Below are 15,191 nucleotides of genomic sequence, written 5' to 3' on the forward strand. Positions count from 1 at the left end.
GGGCCCCGCTGCCGCCGCTGCGGGGCGGCTCAACAACGCACCCGGGCGTCGTGCACGCCGATCGACGTGCCGGTGAGGAGCTCGGCGGCGGCCCGCGCGCCGGCCATGCTCGCGCCGTGGGTGGCCACGTGCACCCGGCCGGTGACCAGCACGGGCAGGCCCAGCTCCACCACCACCGCGTCCGGGCGGGCGGCCAGCGCCCGCGCCACCGCCGTCCGCATCCACCGGTGGCGGTGCAGGTCCCGGACCACCAGCACGAGCCGGCGGTCGGCCGCCCCGGCGACCGGGTCGGCGGGCAGGTCCGTCTCGGCGTACCGGACGGTGGTGGTGCCGGGGAGCAGGTCGGCCAGCGGCTCGCCGAGCCCCCAGGGGGTCTCCGCGCCGATGGCGATGTTGCGCGGCGGGGCGAACTCGACCACGTGGACCGGGCCGGTCAGCGGCAGCGGCGACGCGTCGGCGTCCGCGGCGGTGACCCGCAGGGCCCGCCGGGCGGCGGTCAGCCCGACCCCGTTGCCGCCGGTGTGCCGGGGGCGGCCCGCCCGGGCGGTGACCGTCCAGGCGGCGAGCTGACCGACCCGCTTGGCGGCCTCGGCGAGGCGTTCCTCGGGCAGCTCGCCGGCGACCACCGCGGCCACGATGGCGTCCCGCAGCCGGCGGGTGGTCGCCTCGTCGGCGTGCTCCCCGCCGACGCAGATGGCGTCCGCCCCGGCGGCCAGCGCGCGCACCGCCGCGCCGGTCAGGCCGTACGGGCCGGCGACCGCGCGCATCTCCACCGCGTCGGTGACCACCACCCCCTGGAATCCCAGCTCACCCCGGAGCAGGTCGGTCAGCACCGCCCGGCTCAGGGTGGCCGGCAGCGCCGGGTCGAGGGCGGGGACCAGCAGGTGCCCGGTCATCACCGCCTGCGCCCCGGCGGCGATGGCCGCCCGGAACGGCACCAGCTCGCCCGCGTCCAGCCGGGCCCGGTCGGCGGTGATCCGGGGCAGGTCGTGGTGCGAGTCGACCCGGGTGTCGCCGTGGCCGGGGAAGTGTTTCGCGCAGGCGGCCACCCCGCCGGCCTGTAGCCCGCGCACCCAGGCGGCGGTGTGCCGGGCGACCAGCCCGGGGTCCGCGCCGAACGACCGTACGCCGATCACCGGGTTGTCGGGGTTGGAGTTGACGTCGGCGTCCGGAGCGTAGTCGAGGGTGACGCCGACGGCCGCCAGCTCCGCGCCCAGGTCGCGGGCGACCTCCTCGGTGAGGTACGGGTCGTCGACCGCGCCGAGGGCCAGGTTGCCGGGGCGGGAGCTGCCGGGACCGGACTCGATCCGGGTGACGTCGCCGCCCTCCTCGTCGATGGCGACGACGATGTCGGGACGCTCGGCGCGCAGCGCGGCGGTGAGCGCGGTCACCTGGCCGGGGTCGACGACGTTGCGGGCGAACAGCACGACGCCGCCCAGCCCTTCGCCGAGCCACCGGCAGACCCACTCGGGCGGGGTGGTGCCGACGAAACCGGGTTGCAGGACGGCGGCGGCCAGACCGGTCAGATTCCCCATCGGTGCGCTCATGCCTGCCCGTACTCCTCGGTGTCCCGGCGACGGACTCCCCTGCCGTCTGCGGTGCCGACCAATGGTCACATCGTCCCGGGTAATAGTCAATAAACCTTTCTATTACTGAGAGTGGCGGAACGGTCGACCGTGGCGGCGGCGCGAACGGCGTGCGACAGTGCCAGGGTGCATGCCTGGACCCTCCTGCTCGCCGCTGACGAGGTCAGTTGGCACGAGATCCCCGCCGTCCGCGTCATCGGTCTCGTCGTCGGCGCGGTGTTCCTGGTCGCCGCCATCCGCGCCATGTTCCGCTGACCCCGCCCGACTCCGACCACCCCGTCGGCCCGCGGGCCGCGACGGGATCGGTGTGCGGCGGCGTCCGCGGGGTACCGCGGAGGGATCCGGTCGCAGACGGTCGGCCGGTGACGCGCCGCGAGGAGGAGAGACGTGAAGATCGGTTACTTCCTGTCCAGTGAGGAGTTCACCCCGGCCGAGCTGGTGGCGCAGGCCCGTGGCGCGGAACAGGCCGGGTTCGAGGCGCTGTGGATCTCCGACCACTACCACCCGTGGGTGGACGCCCAGGGGCAGAGCCCGTTCGTCTGGTCGGTGATCGGCGCGCTGAGCCAGGTCTGCCAACTGCCGGTGACCACCGCCGTCACCTGCCCCACCGTCCGGATCCACCCGGCGGTGCTCGCCCAGGCGGTGGCGACCAGCGCGGTGCTGCACTCCGGCCGGTTCGTGCTCGGCGTCGGCTCCGGGGAGGCCCTCAACGAGCACATCTTCGGCGACGCCTGGCCGGGCGCGGACGTCCGGCTGGAGATGCTGGAGGAGGCCGTCGACGTGATGCGGAAGCTCTGGGCGGGTGGTTTCGTCAACCACCGGGGCCGGCACTACACGGTGGAGCAGGCCCGGATCTACACGCTGCCGCAGACGCCGCCGGCGGTCTACGTCTCCGGGTTCGGCCCGAAGGCCGTCGACCTGGCCGCCCGGATCGGCGACGGGTACGTCAACATCTCGCCCGACGCGGACCTGGTGCGCCGGTTCCGCGACGGCGGGGGCGGCGACAAGCCGTGCCAGGCCGGCTTCAAGGCCGCGTACGCCGACACTGAGGAGGAGGCCGCGCGGATCGCGTACGAGCGGTGGCCGAACGCCGGGGTGCCGGGCGAGCTGTCCCAGGTGCTCCCCTCACCACGACACTTCGAGCAGGCCGCCCAGCTCGTCGCGCCGGAGACGGTACGGCAGGCGTTCGTCTGCGGCCGGGACGCCGACGCGCACCTGGCGAAGATCGAGGAGTACGCCAGGGCCGGCTTCGACGAGGTGTACGTGGCCAACACCGGCCCGCACTGGCAGGGGCTGTTCGACCTGTACCAGCGCGAGGTCCTGCCCCGGCTGCGCTGACGCCCCGCGCCGACGCGACCGCCGCCGACGTCCGGTTTGGGGCGCGGACCGGCCGGGTAACCACGGCCACCGATGACACGATCCTCGGACACCACGATCCTGCGGCGCGCGGCGCGCGACCTCTTCGGCTGGGACGAGCTGCGGCCCAACCAGCTCGCCGCGATGCGGGCGGTGATGAAGCGACGCGACGCGCTGGTGGTCCTGCCCACCGGCGCGGGCAAGTCCGCCATCTACCAGATCCCGGCGAGCCTCATCCCGGGTTGCACCGTGGTGATCTCCCCGCTGCTCGCCCTCCAGCACGACCAGATCGAGTCCCTGCACGAGCGGCGACGCCCGGAGCTGCGCGCGGTGCGGATCAGCTCCGACGAGAGCCCCGCCCAGCAGGCCGAGGCACTGGCGGAGGTGCGGGCCGGTCGGGCGGAGTTCCTCTTCATCACCCCGGAGCAGTTGACCAACCCGGACCGGCTGGCCGAGGTCCGCGCGCTGGAGCCGGCCCTGGTGGCGATCGACGAGGCGCACTGCATCTCCGCCTGGGGGCACGACTTCCGCCCCGACTACCTGGCCCTGGGCCACCTGATCGAGGGCATCGGCCGTCCCCCGGTGGTGGCGTTGACCGCGACCGCGTCGCCGCCGGTGCGGGACGACATCGTCGCCCGGCTGCGGCTGCGTGACCCGGAGCTGGTGCTCTCCGGGCTGGACCGGCCCAACCTGTTCCTCGAGGTCGCGCACTGCCCCACCGAGGACTACCGCTGGCGGCGGCTGGTCGGGCTGCTGCGGGACGAGACCCGGCCGGGCATCATCTACGTGCCCACCCGCCGGTCGGCGGAGGAGCTGGCCGAGCGGCTCACCGGGGCGGGTTTCCCGGCGCAGTTCTACCACGGTGGCATGCCCTCCGGCGCCCGGGGCGAGCTGCACCGGGCGTTCCTCGCCGACCAGGTGCCGATCATGGTGGCGACCTCGGCGTTCGGGATGGGCATCGACAAGCCCAACATCGCCTGGGTGGCGCACATGGCCCTGCCGGACTCGCCGGACAGCTACTTCCAGGAGATCGGCCGCGCCGGCCGCGACGGCGAGCCGGCCCGGGTGCTGCTGCTCTGGCGGGCCGAGGACGTCGGCCTGCAACGCTACTTCAGCGGCGGCCTCCCCGACGAGCGGCAGTTGCACGAGCTGGCCGCGCTGCTGCGCGCCAAACCGGCCAGCCGGCGGCAGCTCCGGGAGCTGACCGGGCTGGGGCCGCGCAAACTCGGCCAGTACCTCGCCCTGCTGGAACAGGTGGGCGCCGCCGAGCCCCGGGGCCGCCAGCGGATCGGCGTCCCCCGGTACGCTCCGCAGCCGCGCGACGCCGCCCGGGCGGCCCACACCGAGGCGGAACGGCAGCAGACGGTGACCCGGTCCCGTACCGACATGATGCGTGCCTTCGCCGAGACCACCGGCTGCCGGGGGCAGGCGCTGCTGGCGTACTTCGGGGAGCAGATGACCGAGGTCTGCGGGCACTGCGACAACTGCCACGCCGGCACCAGCGTCACCGCCGACCCGACCGACGGCGACGCGCCCTTCCCGGTGCACAGCCAGGTCCAGCATCCCGAGTGGGGAGCCGGCATGGTGCTGGGCTACGAGGAGGACCGGATGACGGTTCTGTTCGACGACGTCGGGTACAAGACGTTGTCCGTGCCGGTGGTGAGTGGACAGGCGTTGCTGACGCTGGTCTAGCCTGAACCCCGGCCGGTCCGCCCGACGGCGCGCCGGACAACGGCGCGGCGTCGTCGTACCTGTTGGACCACACGAGAGGGGCGTTGTCGTGATCGAGCAGCCGGCGTACACCGGGTTCGGGTTCTCCGACGAGGAGTGGGGGCTGCTGGTCGGCCTGCCCCAGTCGGTCCTGACCGCGGCGAGCGCGGCCGAGTCCGACGGCGCCCGACGCACCCGGGCGGAGAACGCGGCCGGGCTGGAGACCATCGCGGCCGGCCGGGAGTCGGCCAGCCCGCTGGTCGCCGCCGTGGCCGGGGAGATCGTCTCCCGGGTGGGCGACCCGGAGGCCGGCGAGGAGCTGCCGGTGATCGCCCCGGCGGATCCGCAGGCCCTCATCGACGACGTCCTCGCCCGGGCCGGGCAGGCCGCCGCGCTGCTCGCCGGCCGGGTGGACGAGGGGCAGGCCGGGGCGTACCGGCACTGGCTGGTGGAGATCGCCGACCAGGTGGTGGGGGCGGCCTCGACCGGCGGCATCCTCGGCATCGGCGGGGACGTGGTCAGCGACTCCGAGCGCCGGTTCCGGGACCGCCTCTCCCAGGTGCTCGACGACTGACCCGCCGGGTGGGCCCGGCCGGCCGGCCTCGGCGTCGCGCGCACCGCGTCACGTCCGGGGTGTCGGTGCCGTCGTCGACAATGGGACGAGTCGAGGGCGATCAGGAAGCGGGTGGTGACATGCTGCCGACCGAGAGCGTGGACACCGGGCACCTGCCGCCCGCCGACCGGTTCCCGTTCTGGCTCGACATCACCGCCCGGGCCACCGCGCCGGTGGCGATGAGCAGCGAGCACGCCGCCGACTTCCAGGCCTTCGCCCGCTTCGTCGACCTGGCCGGGCTGCGGCTGACCTACTTCCGCTACCAGTCGCTGACCGGCCGGCGCACCTCCCGGATGATCCGGCGGGACGATCCGGACGTCTTCCAGCTCGCCCTGCCGCTGTCCGGGACGAGCTGGATCAGCGCGCTGCGCCGGGACACCTCGTTGCGCAACGCCAACTTCACGCTGCTCGACTACCGGCGTCCGCACCAGTTGATGCACACCGGGCCGGACGACGGCCGGACACCGGCGGCCTCGCTGACCGTCGTGCTGCCCCGGGAGCTGCTGCCGATCCCGTCGAACAAGCTGGACAGACTCACCGCGTCGCAGCTCCCGGGCGCGGAGGGGATGGGCGCGCTGCTCGCCCAGCACATGCGGCACATCACCACGTATCCGGAGCAGTACGACGCGTCCGAGGCGCCCCGGCTGAGCCGGATCACCCTCGACCTGGTCTCGTCCCTGCTGGCCCGGCACCTCGACACCGAGGCCGCCCTGCCGGTCGACGTGCGGCAGCAGACGCTGCTCGTGCAGGTGCGGGCCTTCGTCGAGCGGCACCTCGGGGACGCCTCGTTGACCCCGCAGACGGTCGCCGACGCCCACCACATCTCGCTGCGCTCGCTGCACCGACTGTTCGCCGGCGAGGAGGAGACCGTCGCCCGGATGATCAGACGCCACCGGCTGGAACGCTGCCGCCGGGACCTGGCCGACCCGCGGCTGCGCGACCGGGCCGTGCAGGCGATCGGCTGGCGCTGGGGCTTCACCGACAAGACGCACTTCAGCCGGGCCTTCCGGGCCGCGTACGGAATGAGCCCGCAGTCGTACCGCCGGGCGGAGGAGTTGGCACGCAACGTCAACCCGGTGGCACCGACGGGCAACGACCCGCCGGCATACTGGCCTCTGACCGGCTGACCAGCCGGGCGACGACCGGTGGCGGGGAGGGGCTCCGCGGGCAACGGGGGTTGCGGCAGCGTCACGCGGGCGCGTGACGTGCGCCCAAGCCGTGGCGCGTGCTCCGCCGTCCGGTCCGGCCCGCGACGCCGGGCCGAACCCCGGCCCCGCCCCCGTCCGTCCGGACGCCGGTGGCGGGGCCGGTCAGGCGTCCGTCAGCAGGTCCAGCACCGCCCGCTCGGCTTCCGACCGGGTCGTGTCCGGGCCCACCGCCACGCGTACCCCGTCGTGGTAGAGGTCCACCACCCGGGGGTCCACGTAGGACGTCCGGGCCACCGTGGGGGTGTTGCCGAGCAGCTCGGCGACCTCCCGCATGACCGCCGCGACCGCCCTGCGCCGCGCGGTGACGCCACGCTGCTCCCCCGCGGCGGCCAGCTCGACGGCGGCCAGCACCGTGGCGTGCCAGGTACGGAAGTCCTTGGCGGTCATCTCCCCGCCGCTGGCCTCCCGCAGGTAGTCGTTGACCTCGTCGCTGCGCACCTCCCGCCAGGCCCGCCCGTCCCAGTAGCCGAAGAGGCGGTCCGCGGCGCGCCGCCGCTGGCGCAGGTTGCGCAGCACCTGGCACAGCTCCGGGTCCTCGATCCGGCGGACCTGCTCGACGCCGCCCTTGGCCGGAAACTCCAGCACCACGCATCCGCCCCGCGCGCGGGCGTGCTCGGGGCGCAGGGTGGCCACCCCGAAGGTCGGGTCGTCGCCGGCCGCGTACTGGTCGCTGCCGACCCGGAACATGCCCATGTCCAGCAGCCGGGCGACGGTGGCGAGCACCCGCTCCCGGCACAGCCCCCGGTCGGTCAGGTCCCGCTCCACCCGGTCACGCAGCGTGGGCAGGCGGCGGGCCACCTCCAGCATGTGGTCGAACTTCGCCTCGTCCCGCTTCTCCCGCCACACCGGGTGGTAGAGGTACTGCTTGCGGCCGGCCGCGTCGACGCCGGTCGCCTGGATGTGCCCGTTCGGGTACGGCGAGATCCACACGTCCCGCCAGGCCGGCGGGATCACCAGCTCCCGCAGCCGGGTCACCTGGTCCGGGTCGCGTACCGTCGCGCCGGAGGGGTCGAGGAACTCCCAGCCCCGCCCCCGTCGGCGACGCCCGTACCCGGGCCGGCCCGGGTCGCTACGCCGTAACCGCACCGCTGCTCCGCACCGCCCGTTCCGCCTCCTCCACCGCCGCCAGCACCCGGTCGACGGGGAGCGCCGCCATGCTCGGATGCGCTCCCACCCCGTCCCAGGCGGGGTGACCCGGCCCGGCGTCGGTGGCCGGGCCGGCCCACAGCGCCCGATGCCGGGGGCGGTCGGCGGGCGGCCCCCAGCGGGCCGGCGGCACCGGCCCGAACAGCACCACCGACGGGGTGCCGTAGCCGGTGGCCAGGTGGGCGACGCCGGTGTCCCCGCTGATCACCAGCCGGGCGTGCGCGACCAGCGCGGCCAGCTCGGCCAGCCCGGTCCGGCCGGCGAGCACCGCCGCCGGCGGCAGACCGGCCCGGCGGGCCACCTGCTCGGCGACCGCCCGCTCCACCGGCGAGCCGGTCACCACCATCCGGTGTCCCCGCCGGGCCAGACGGCCGGCGACGGCCGCGAACCGGCTCGGCGACCAGCGCTTCGCCGGGACCTTCGTGCCGGGATGCACGACGGTGACGCCGACCGGGATCCGTTGCGGCGCGGGTCGGGCCAGGGCCAGGTCGCCCGGGTCGGCCGGCAGGTCGTGCCAGCTCAGCAACCGGCACCAGCGGCGCACCTCGTGCTCGCGGTCGTCCCACTCCGGGCCGTCCCGGTGCCCGGCGGCGGGGCAGCGGAAGGCGAGCAACCGGCCCGGGGCGGTGGCGGCCAGCAGGTGGTGCGAGCGCGGACCGCGACCGTGCAGGTTGACCGCCAGCTCCGGGGGCCGGCCCACGTCGAGGGCGGTCAGGCCGTCGGTGGGCAGCACCCGGTCGATCCCGCCGACCAGCTCCGCCAGCGGGGTCAGCCAGCCGGGCGCGGCCAGCGCCAGCTCCCGGTCCGGGTACGCGGCGCGCAGCGCGCGCAGCGCGGGCACGGCGGTGGCGAGGTCGCCCACGCCGAGCGCGCGCAGCACCAGGATCACGGGTACGAGGTCTCCTGCTCGGCGCAGACGACCAGCTCGCGTACCGCGCATCCGGCCGGCTGGCCGAGCGCGAACAGCACGGCGGCGGCCACGTCGGCGGGCTCGTTGAGGGCGGCGTCCGGTCCCGGCCGGTAACGCGTGTCGCGGTCGTCGAAGAAGGCGGTGCGCATGCCGCCCGGGATGAGCAGGGTCACCCCCACCGCGCCGGCCAGCTCCGCCGCGAGGGCCCGGGTGAACCCCACCACGCCGAACTTCGCCGCACAGTACGCGGTGGCGTCGCCGACCGCCTTGACGCCCAGCGTGGACGCGACGGTGACCACCGTGCCCCGGGCGGCGACCAGGAACGGCAGGGCGGCCCGGATCACCGCGGCGGTGGCCAGCAGGTCGACGGTGACGACCCGCTCCCAGGTCTCGCCGGGCACGTCGGCGAGCCGGCCGGGCACGTCCACGCCGGCGGCGGTGACCACCGCGTCCAGCCCGCCGGACCGCTCGGCCAGCTCCCGGGTGGCCGCCTCGGCGGCCCGGGTGTCGGCCAGGTCGCACTCGATCCAGGGCACGCCGTCGCCGGGCGCCTGCCGGTCGAGCACCACCGGCCGGCCCCCGGCCCGCGCCACCGCGGCGACCACCGCCGCGCCGAGACCGCTGGCGCCGCCGGTGACCAGGACCGTCGACCCCTCGGTGAGGGAACCGCTGCTCATCGTGCTCCTTCCCGGCGCCGGCCGGTCGGGCCGACGCCCCCGGTCGGCACGGCGGACGCCCGGTCGCGGCCCCGGTCGCCGTCGGCGCCGGCCACGGCGATCAGGTCGGTGGTGGAACGGCCGGCCAGGTACGGCACGACCACGGTGTGCCCGCCCCAGCGGCGCAGGATCTCGGCCTCCGGCAGCACCGGAGGGTCGCCGGCGCCGGTGGCGTAGTCGCCGCCCTTGACCCAGACGTCCGGCCGGAGCCAGGACAGCGCGGCGTGCGGGGTCGGCTCGTCGAAGACCAGCACCGCGTCGACACAGCCGAGCGCGGCGAGGACCCGGCTGCGGTCGCCCTGCGGCACGACCGGCCGGCGCGGCCCCTTGAGCCCGGCGACGCTGGCGTCGGAGTTGACGCAGACCACCAGGCAGTCACCCAACCGTCGGGCGGCCTGGAGGGTGGCGACGTGTCCGGCGTGCAGCAGGTCGAAGCAGCCACCGGTGGCCACGACGGTGCCACCGGCCGCCCGGACCGCGCCGACGAGGGCGCCGACGGCCGCCGCGCCGATCCGGTCCCCGTCGCCGGTGAAGGCGGTCGGGGCCGGCGGCTCCGGTCGGGCCGGCAGCACCCCGGCCACGCCCCCGGCCGCCACGTACGCCGAGGCCTCCGCCACCGCCTCCTGCACCGCCTCGGACACCAGCGCGCCCCGGGCCAGGGCGGTCACGGCGGTCGCGGCGAACCGGTCCCCGGCCCCGCAGGTGTCCCCCTCCGCGCTGGTGGGGGCCGGCACCACCAGCGGGGTCGAGCCGGCGTGGCAGAGCAGCGCGCCGTCGCCGCCCAGCGTCACCGCCACCGCGCCCACCTGCCACCGGTGGCGGAGCCCCTGCGCGCCGCGCGCGGCAGTGGCCAGCCGGGACGGCCCCGGCGGGACCTCCGCCAACTCGCGGGCCTCCGTCTCGTTCGGGGTGACCAGGCGCGCGCCGGGCACGGCGGCCGGGCCACGCGGATGCGGATCCCAGACCACCGGGGCGGCCGTGGCCGCCAGGGCGGCGCGCAGCGCCGGCTGCCGGGCCACCCCCCGGCCGTAGTCGCTGACCAGCACCGCGGACGCCTGCCCGAACAGCCGCAGCACCGCCTCGCCCGGCTCGCCCGGCGCCCCGGCCACCCCACCCCGGTCGTGCCGGAGCAGCACCCGGCCCCGGGCGTGCAACCGGATCTTCTCCGGGGTCGCGCCGGCCAGCGGCAGGGCGTGCACCTGCACCCCGGCGGCGGTCAGCAGACTGCTGATCCGGGCGCCGGCCGCGTCGTCGGCCAGCGCGGTCACCAGGGCCACCTCGACCCCCTGGGCGGCGACGAACAGCGCGGCGAGGCCCGCGCCGCCGGGCCGGTCGACGTGCGCGGTCTCGTCCAGCACGGGCACCGGGGAGTCCGGGCAGAGCCGGTTCACCACCCCCTCGACGTCCCGGTCGAGCAGGACGTCGCCGACCACCACCACCGGTCCGCTCATGCCGCCTCCCGTTCCGCGCCGTCGAGCACCACCTCCACGCCGACCGGGGTCTCCCGGCCGGCCGGGTCGGCCGCCGGCGTCGACAGCGCCCGGTCGACGTGCTCGCAGAGCACGTGCACCGACACCAGGTGCAGCTCCTGGACGATCTGGCCGTCCGGGGCGGCGACGGCCAGCACGTCGTGGCAGGCGTCGGCGAGCGGGTTGGGGGTCGGGCCGGTCATCGCCCAGCAGCGCAGCCCGGCGGCCCGGCCGGCGACGGCGGCGGCCAGCAGGTTGCCGCTGGTCCCGCTGGTGGACAGCAGCAGCAGGATGTCCCCGGGACGGCCGTGGGCGCGTACCTGCCGGGCGAAGACCTCGTCGTAGCCGTAGTCGTTGCCGATCGCGGTGAGCGCGCTGGTCTCGGCGTGCAACGCCAACGCGGACAGCGGCTGCCGGTCGTGCCGCAGCTTCCCGACCAGCTCGGCGGTCAGGTGCTGGGCCTCGGCGGCGCTGCCGCCATTGCCGGCGACCAGCAGCCGGCCGCCGCCGGCCAGCGTGGCCGCCAACTCCTCGCCCCACCCGGCCAGCCGGGTCGCCGCCCGCCGGTACGCCGGCAGCGCCACCGCCAGGTCGGCCAGGTGCGCCTCCAACACCGTGGGGGCCGTCATCAGGCGACCACCCGGGTCGGTCGGCGCACCGCCGCGTACACCTCGACGAGCTGGGTGGCGGTCCGGGCCCAGGAGTAGCGGTCCCGGGCCCGCTCCACCGCGGCGGTGGCGTACGCGAAGCGGCGGTCGGAGTCGGCGAGCAGCCCCCGCAGCGCCGCGCCGAGCGCGGCCGGGTCCCGGGGCGGCACCAGGTCCCCGGTGAGCCCGTCGACCACGGTGTCCACGATCCCGCCGACCGCGGCGCCCACCACGGGCACCCCGCAGGCCATCCCCTCCAGCGGGGTCAGCCCGAACGGCTCGTACCAGGGGGCGGCCACCAGCACGTCGGCGGAGCGGTACCAGCGGGCCATCTCCTCCCGGGGCGCCGCCCCGACCAGCCGTACCCGGTCGGCGACGCCGCAGGAGGCGGCGATCGCGCGCAACCGGCGGGCGTGCGGGTCGTCGTCGACCGCGCCGGCCGGCGGCCCGCCCACCACCACGCACTCGGCGTCCGGCACCGCCGGCAACGCCCGGATCACGTCCTGGAAGCCCTTACGTTCGACCAGCCGGCCCACGGTCAGCACCCGCGGCCGGGCGGGATCACGGTCGGCGACCGGCCCCACCGGGGAGAACGTCTCCAGGTTGACCCCGGACGGGACGACCGTCATCCGGGACCGGGGCACCCCCATGGCGACCAGTTCCCGTACCTCGTCGCGGCTCTGCACGACCACCCGGTCCACGGCCACCCCGAGGGCGCGCTCGTAGTCGACCCGGCCGGCCGGGCTGGTGTCGGCCGCCCCCTGGTGGCGTCGTTTCACGGTGCCCAGCGCGTGGTACGTGAGCACCACCGGCACGCCGGCCCGCCGGCCGGCGCCCAACGCGGCCAGCCCGCTCATCCAGAAGTGCGCGTGCGCCACCTCCGGCGTCCAGTCCGCGCCCCACCGCCGGACCAGCCAGTCGCTGAACGCCGGCATGTACGGCAGCAGGGTGTCCTTGCCGACCGGCTCGGCCGGGCCGGCGGGCACGTGCACCACCTCGTACCCCTCGGCGGCGCGGACGCTGACCGGCAGCGCGACGGAGTCCCGGCGGGTGTAGACGCGGACCTCGTGGCCGGCGGCGGCGAGCGCGGCGGCCAGCTCCGCGACGTGGGTGTTCTGCCCACCGGCGTCCTCGCCGCCGAGGACGGCGAGCGGGCTGGCGTGCTCCGAGATCAGCGCGACGCGCATGCTTCCTCCTCCAGCAGCCGGTCCCAGTCGCCGAGGAATCGGTCCAGCCCGTACCGGGCCCCGGCCGCCGCGCGGGCCTGCGCGCCCGTCCGGGCGGCGGCGTCCGGCTCGGCCAGGAACCGGCGGGCCCCGGCCAGCAGGGTGTCGATCCGGGTGGAGAGCACGCCCGCGTCGGGTGGCACCGCCAGCACCGCCTCGGTGCTGGCCAGCACGACCACCGGCATGCCCATGGTCATCGCCTCGACCAGGCTCAACCCGAGCGAGGTCCACCGGCACAGGTGCAGGTACGCCCGCCGCCGGCCCAGCTCGGCGTGCATCCGTTCCTGCGGCACGTCGTCGTGGCTGGTCAGCCGGTCGGGGGGCAGGCCCAGCCGGTCGGCCAGCCCGGCCACCCCCATGCCGAAGACGTCCAGCGGGGCGAGCTCGGCGAACCGGGGCAGCAGGTCGGTGCCGGTGACCCGCCACCGGCGCACCGGCTCGTTGACCACCACCGCCAGCCGGTCCAGTTCCCCGGTGTACGTCGCCCGGGGCGGCACGACACCGTGCTCCACCACCGTGGCGCGGGTGTCGCCGGTGTCCCAGAACAGCGCGTTGAAGTGGGTGACGTGCGCGATCAGCAGGTCGTCCCGGTCGGCCATCGGGTGCCGGGAGTTCGGCACGTCCCCCTTCGGGGTGTTGTGCTCCACGTACACCACCGGCACGTCCCGGCCCGGCCGGCGGCCCAGCCACCGCTCGGCCAACTCCCACTCCTGCGGCCGTTGCAGGATCAGCACGTCCACGTCGGCGCGCCGCAGCTCGTCCGGCGTCACCTCCACCACGCTGTCCGGCCACCGATAGGTGCGCGCCCGACCGAGCCCGTACGGGCCCCGGTCCGGCGTCACCGGCACCAGGTATCGGTGCTTGCCGTGCACGAACGCCGTGGTCCACGAGCCGTGCACGTGCCAGAGCAGGACGTTCACCGGCCACCCCCCGCCACCGGACGCCCACCGGGCCGACGGCCGGTGGGTCGGACGCCGAGCAGGCGCACCGCCCCGACCACCTCGGCGGGGTCGACGTCGGAGAGGCAGGGGTGCCCCGGCACCGGGCAGCGGGCCGCGGCCCGGGTGTCCCGGCAGGCCGCGCCCGCGTCGCCGAGCCGCACGACCGGCACCCGGTACGGCCCCCACTGACCGAACGGCACCGTGGGCGCGAACAGGCTCACCACCGGCACGCCCAGCGCGGCGGCCAGGTGGGCGGGGCCGGTGTTGCCGACCACCACCGCCCCGGCGGCGGCGAGCACCGCGGCCAGGTCGGCGAGGCCGGTCCGGCCGCCCAGGTCGACCCCGCCGGCGGCGGCCACCCGGGCGGTCAGGTCGCGTTCGTCCGGCCCGCCGGTGACCACCACCCGGTGGCCGGCGGCGGCGAGCGCCGTCACGATCCCGGCGGCCAGGTCGGGCGGGCAGGCCCGGGCGGGCGCCGAGGACCCCGGATGCACCACCAGGTAGCCGGGCGGCGGCAGCGGCGGGGCCGGCCGGACGTCCGGGCGCAGCCGCAGCGCCGGATCGTCCCCGGTGGGCAGCCCGAAGCCGGCGGCGGCGGCGAGGGAGAGGGCCCGTTCCGGCTCCGGCACCCCCGGCGGCACCCGGTGCCGTACGTCCAGCAGGGCCCCGGGGTAGTCGTCGCTGATCGCGCTGATCCGCCGGACGCCCGCCATCCGCAGCAGCACCGCCAGCGGCAACGCCGACTGGTGGTACGAGGTGAACACGACCGCCTCGTCCGCGCCGACCCCGCTCAGCCGGGTCAGCAGCGCGGCCATCCCGACCCGGTCGACCGGGCCGGGCTCCGGGTCGATCCACGGCAGCGGCCACTCGACGATCTCGTCCACCCCGGGCAGCAACGTGGCGGCGTCCCGCCCCCGGGGCCCGCACAGCAGCACCACCCGGCGCGCGCCGGCCGCCACCGCCCGGATCGCCGGCCCGGTGACCAGCACGTCGCCCGCCGAGTCGGCCCGTACCACCAGCACGGTCCCGGCCCGACGGGCGGCCCGGGGCGCGACGGACGACTGCCGGCGCAGGATCTCCGCCGCCGCGCCCGGCAGATCGCGGGCCACGGTCGGCGCGGCGACGACCTCCTCGGCCCGGGTCACCGGGGTCGGCACCAGGATTCCGGTCGCCCCGGCGGCCAACGCGGCGGTCACGTCCCGACCGATGTCACCGACCACCACGCAGCGCCGGGGCGCGGTGCCGAGGTCCGCGGCGGCCCGCCGGACCAGCCCGGGCGCCGGCTTACGGCAGGAGCAGCCGTCGCCGTCGTCGTGCGGGCACACCTGCCAGGTGTCGAACGGGCCGAGCAGCTCCTCGATCCGGTCGTGCACCCGGCGCATGTCGGCGGCGGTGAACAGGCCACGCGCCAGGCCCGACTGGTTGGTGACGACGCCCAGGCGCAGCCCGGCGGCCCGCAGCCGGTCCACCGCCTCCCGCGCGCCCGGCATCGGCCGTACCTTGTCCGGGTCGCCGTTGTAGGGCACGTCCTCGATCAGGGTGCCGTCCCGGTCGAACAGCACCGCGTCGTACAGCGTCGCGCCCGGTCGTGCCGTGCCCCCGCCGGCCGGGGCGTGCTCGGCGACCGCCGGGGCAGCTTCCGGGCGCGTCCCGGCTGACCCGC

General features: G+C 76.5%; 14 protein-coding genes. 5 read left to right on the forward strand and 9 right to left on the reverse strand.

The features are described 5' to 3' along the window. Nucleotides 1-29: 29 nt before the first annotated feature. Entirely contained in the window at nt 30-1,547 is a 1,518-nt protein-coding gene (locus O7606_RS08870) for a glycoside hydrolase family 3 protein (protein WP_281598575.1), read from the reverse strand. A gap of 165 nt (nt 1,548-1,712) precedes the next feature. On the opposite strand from O7606_RS08870, the gene O7606_RS08875 reads away from it, so the two are divergent. The 5 genes from O7606_RS08875 to O7606_RS08895 all read left to right on the forward strand — a co-directional run bounded on the left by O7606_RS08875 (nt 1,713) and on the right by O7606_RS08895 (nt 6,392). Continuing rightward, nucleotides 1,713-1,841, forward strand: coding sequence for a hypothetical protein (locus tag O7606_RS08875; protein WP_281599920.1), 129 nt, complete (start codon nt 1,713-1,715; stop codon nt 1,839-1,841). 132 nt (nt 1,842-1,973) lie between these two features. Further along, nucleotides 1,974-2,924: a TIGR03557 family F420-dependent LLM class oxidoreductase gene (locus O7606_RS08880; RefSeq protein ID WP_281598576.1), complete on the forward strand. Its 951-nt coding sequence runs from the start codon at nt 1,974-1,976 to the stop codon at nt 2,922-2,924. A gap of 72 nt (nt 2,925-2,996) precedes the next feature. Further along, entirely contained in the window at nt 2,997-4,634 is a 1,638-nt protein-coding gene (locus O7606_RS08885; protein ID WP_281598577.1) for a RecQ family ATP-dependent DNA helicase, read from the forward strand. Nucleotides 4,635-4,722: 88 nt separating this feature from the next. Next, nucleotides 4,723-5,226 carry a hypothetical protein gene (locus O7606_RS08890; protein WP_281598578.1) on the forward strand — a complete coding sequence of 168 codons (504 nt, stop codon included), beginning with the start codon at nt 4,723-4,725 and terminating at the stop codon, nt 5,224-5,226. A gap of 119 nt (nt 5,227-5,345) precedes the next feature. Then, complete coding sequence (locus tag O7606_RS08895) at nt 5,346-6,392, forward strand: helix-turn-helix domain-containing protein (protein WP_281598579.1); 1,047 nt, start codon at nt 5,346-5,348, stop codon at nt 6,390-6,392. 183 nt (nt 6,393-6,575) lie between these two features. On the opposite strand, the gene O7606_RS08900 is transcribed toward O7606_RS08895, so the two are convergent. From O7606_RS08900 to O7606_RS08935, 8 genes are read right to left on the reverse strand one after another with little or no spacing between them, the layout of a single operon-like run. Next, a complete protein-coding gene (locus O7606_RS08900; RefSeq protein WP_281598580.1) occupies nt 6,576-7,559 on the reverse strand; it encodes a DNA topoisomerase IB in 984 nt (327 codons plus the stop codon). After that, the gene (locus tag O7606_RS08905) at nt 7,543-8,508 is read right to left on the reverse strand and encodes a glycosyltransferase family 9 protein (protein ID WP_281598581.1); all 966 of its coding nucleotides are present in this window, start codon (nt 8,506-8,508) and stop codon (nt 7,543-7,545) included. Before O7606_RS08905 ends, O7606_RS08900 begins: the two co-directional genes overlap by 17 nt. Then, nucleotides 8,505-9,206 (reverse strand): SDR family oxidoreductase, encoded by a 702-nt coding sequence (locus tag O7606_RS08910; RefSeq protein WP_281598582.1) that lies wholly within the window; start codon nt 9,204-9,206, stop codon nt 8,505-8,507. The genes O7606_RS08905 and O7606_RS08910 overlap by 4 nt, the downstream gene beginning before the upstream one ends. After that, a complete protein-coding gene (locus O7606_RS08915; protein WP_281598583.1) occupies nt 9,203-10,696 on the reverse strand; it encodes a PfkB family carbohydrate kinase in 1,494 nt (497 codons plus the stop codon). The genes O7606_RS08910 and O7606_RS08915 overlap by 4 nt, the downstream gene beginning before the upstream one ends. After that, nucleotides 10,693-11,346 (reverse strand): SIS domain-containing protein, encoded by a 654-nt coding sequence (locus O7606_RS08920; RefSeq protein WP_281599567.1) that lies wholly within the window; start codon nt 11,344-11,346, stop codon nt 10,693-10,695. The genes O7606_RS08915 and O7606_RS08920 overlap by 4 nt, the downstream gene beginning before the upstream one ends. Continuing rightward, nucleotides 11,343-12,548: a glycosyltransferase gene (locus tag O7606_RS08925; protein WP_281598584.1), complete on the reverse strand. Its 1,206-nt coding sequence runs from the start codon at nt 12,546-12,548 to the stop codon at nt 11,343-11,345. Before O7606_RS08925 ends, O7606_RS08920 begins: the two co-directional genes overlap by 4 nt. Then, nucleotides 12,533-13,507, reverse strand: a complete 975-nt coding sequence (locus O7606_RS08930; RefSeq protein WP_281598585.1) for a glycosyltransferase — start codon at nt 13,505-13,507, stop codon at nt 12,533-12,535. The genes O7606_RS08925 and O7606_RS08930 overlap by 16 nt, the downstream gene beginning before the upstream one ends. Beyond that, nucleotides 13,504-15,102, reverse strand: a complete 1,599-nt coding sequence (locus tag O7606_RS08935; protein ID WP_281599569.1) for an HAD-IIIA family hydrolase — start codon at nt 15,100-15,102, stop codon at nt 13,504-13,506. The genes O7606_RS08930 and O7606_RS08935 overlap by 4 nt, the downstream gene beginning before the upstream one ends. Nucleotides 15,103-15,191: the final 89 nt, after the last annotated feature.

It is taken from the genome of Micromonospora sp. WMMD882, from assembly GCF_027497255.1.
Classification (GTDB): Bacteria; Actinomycetota; Actinomycetes; order Mycobacteriales; family Micromonosporaceae; genus Micromonospora.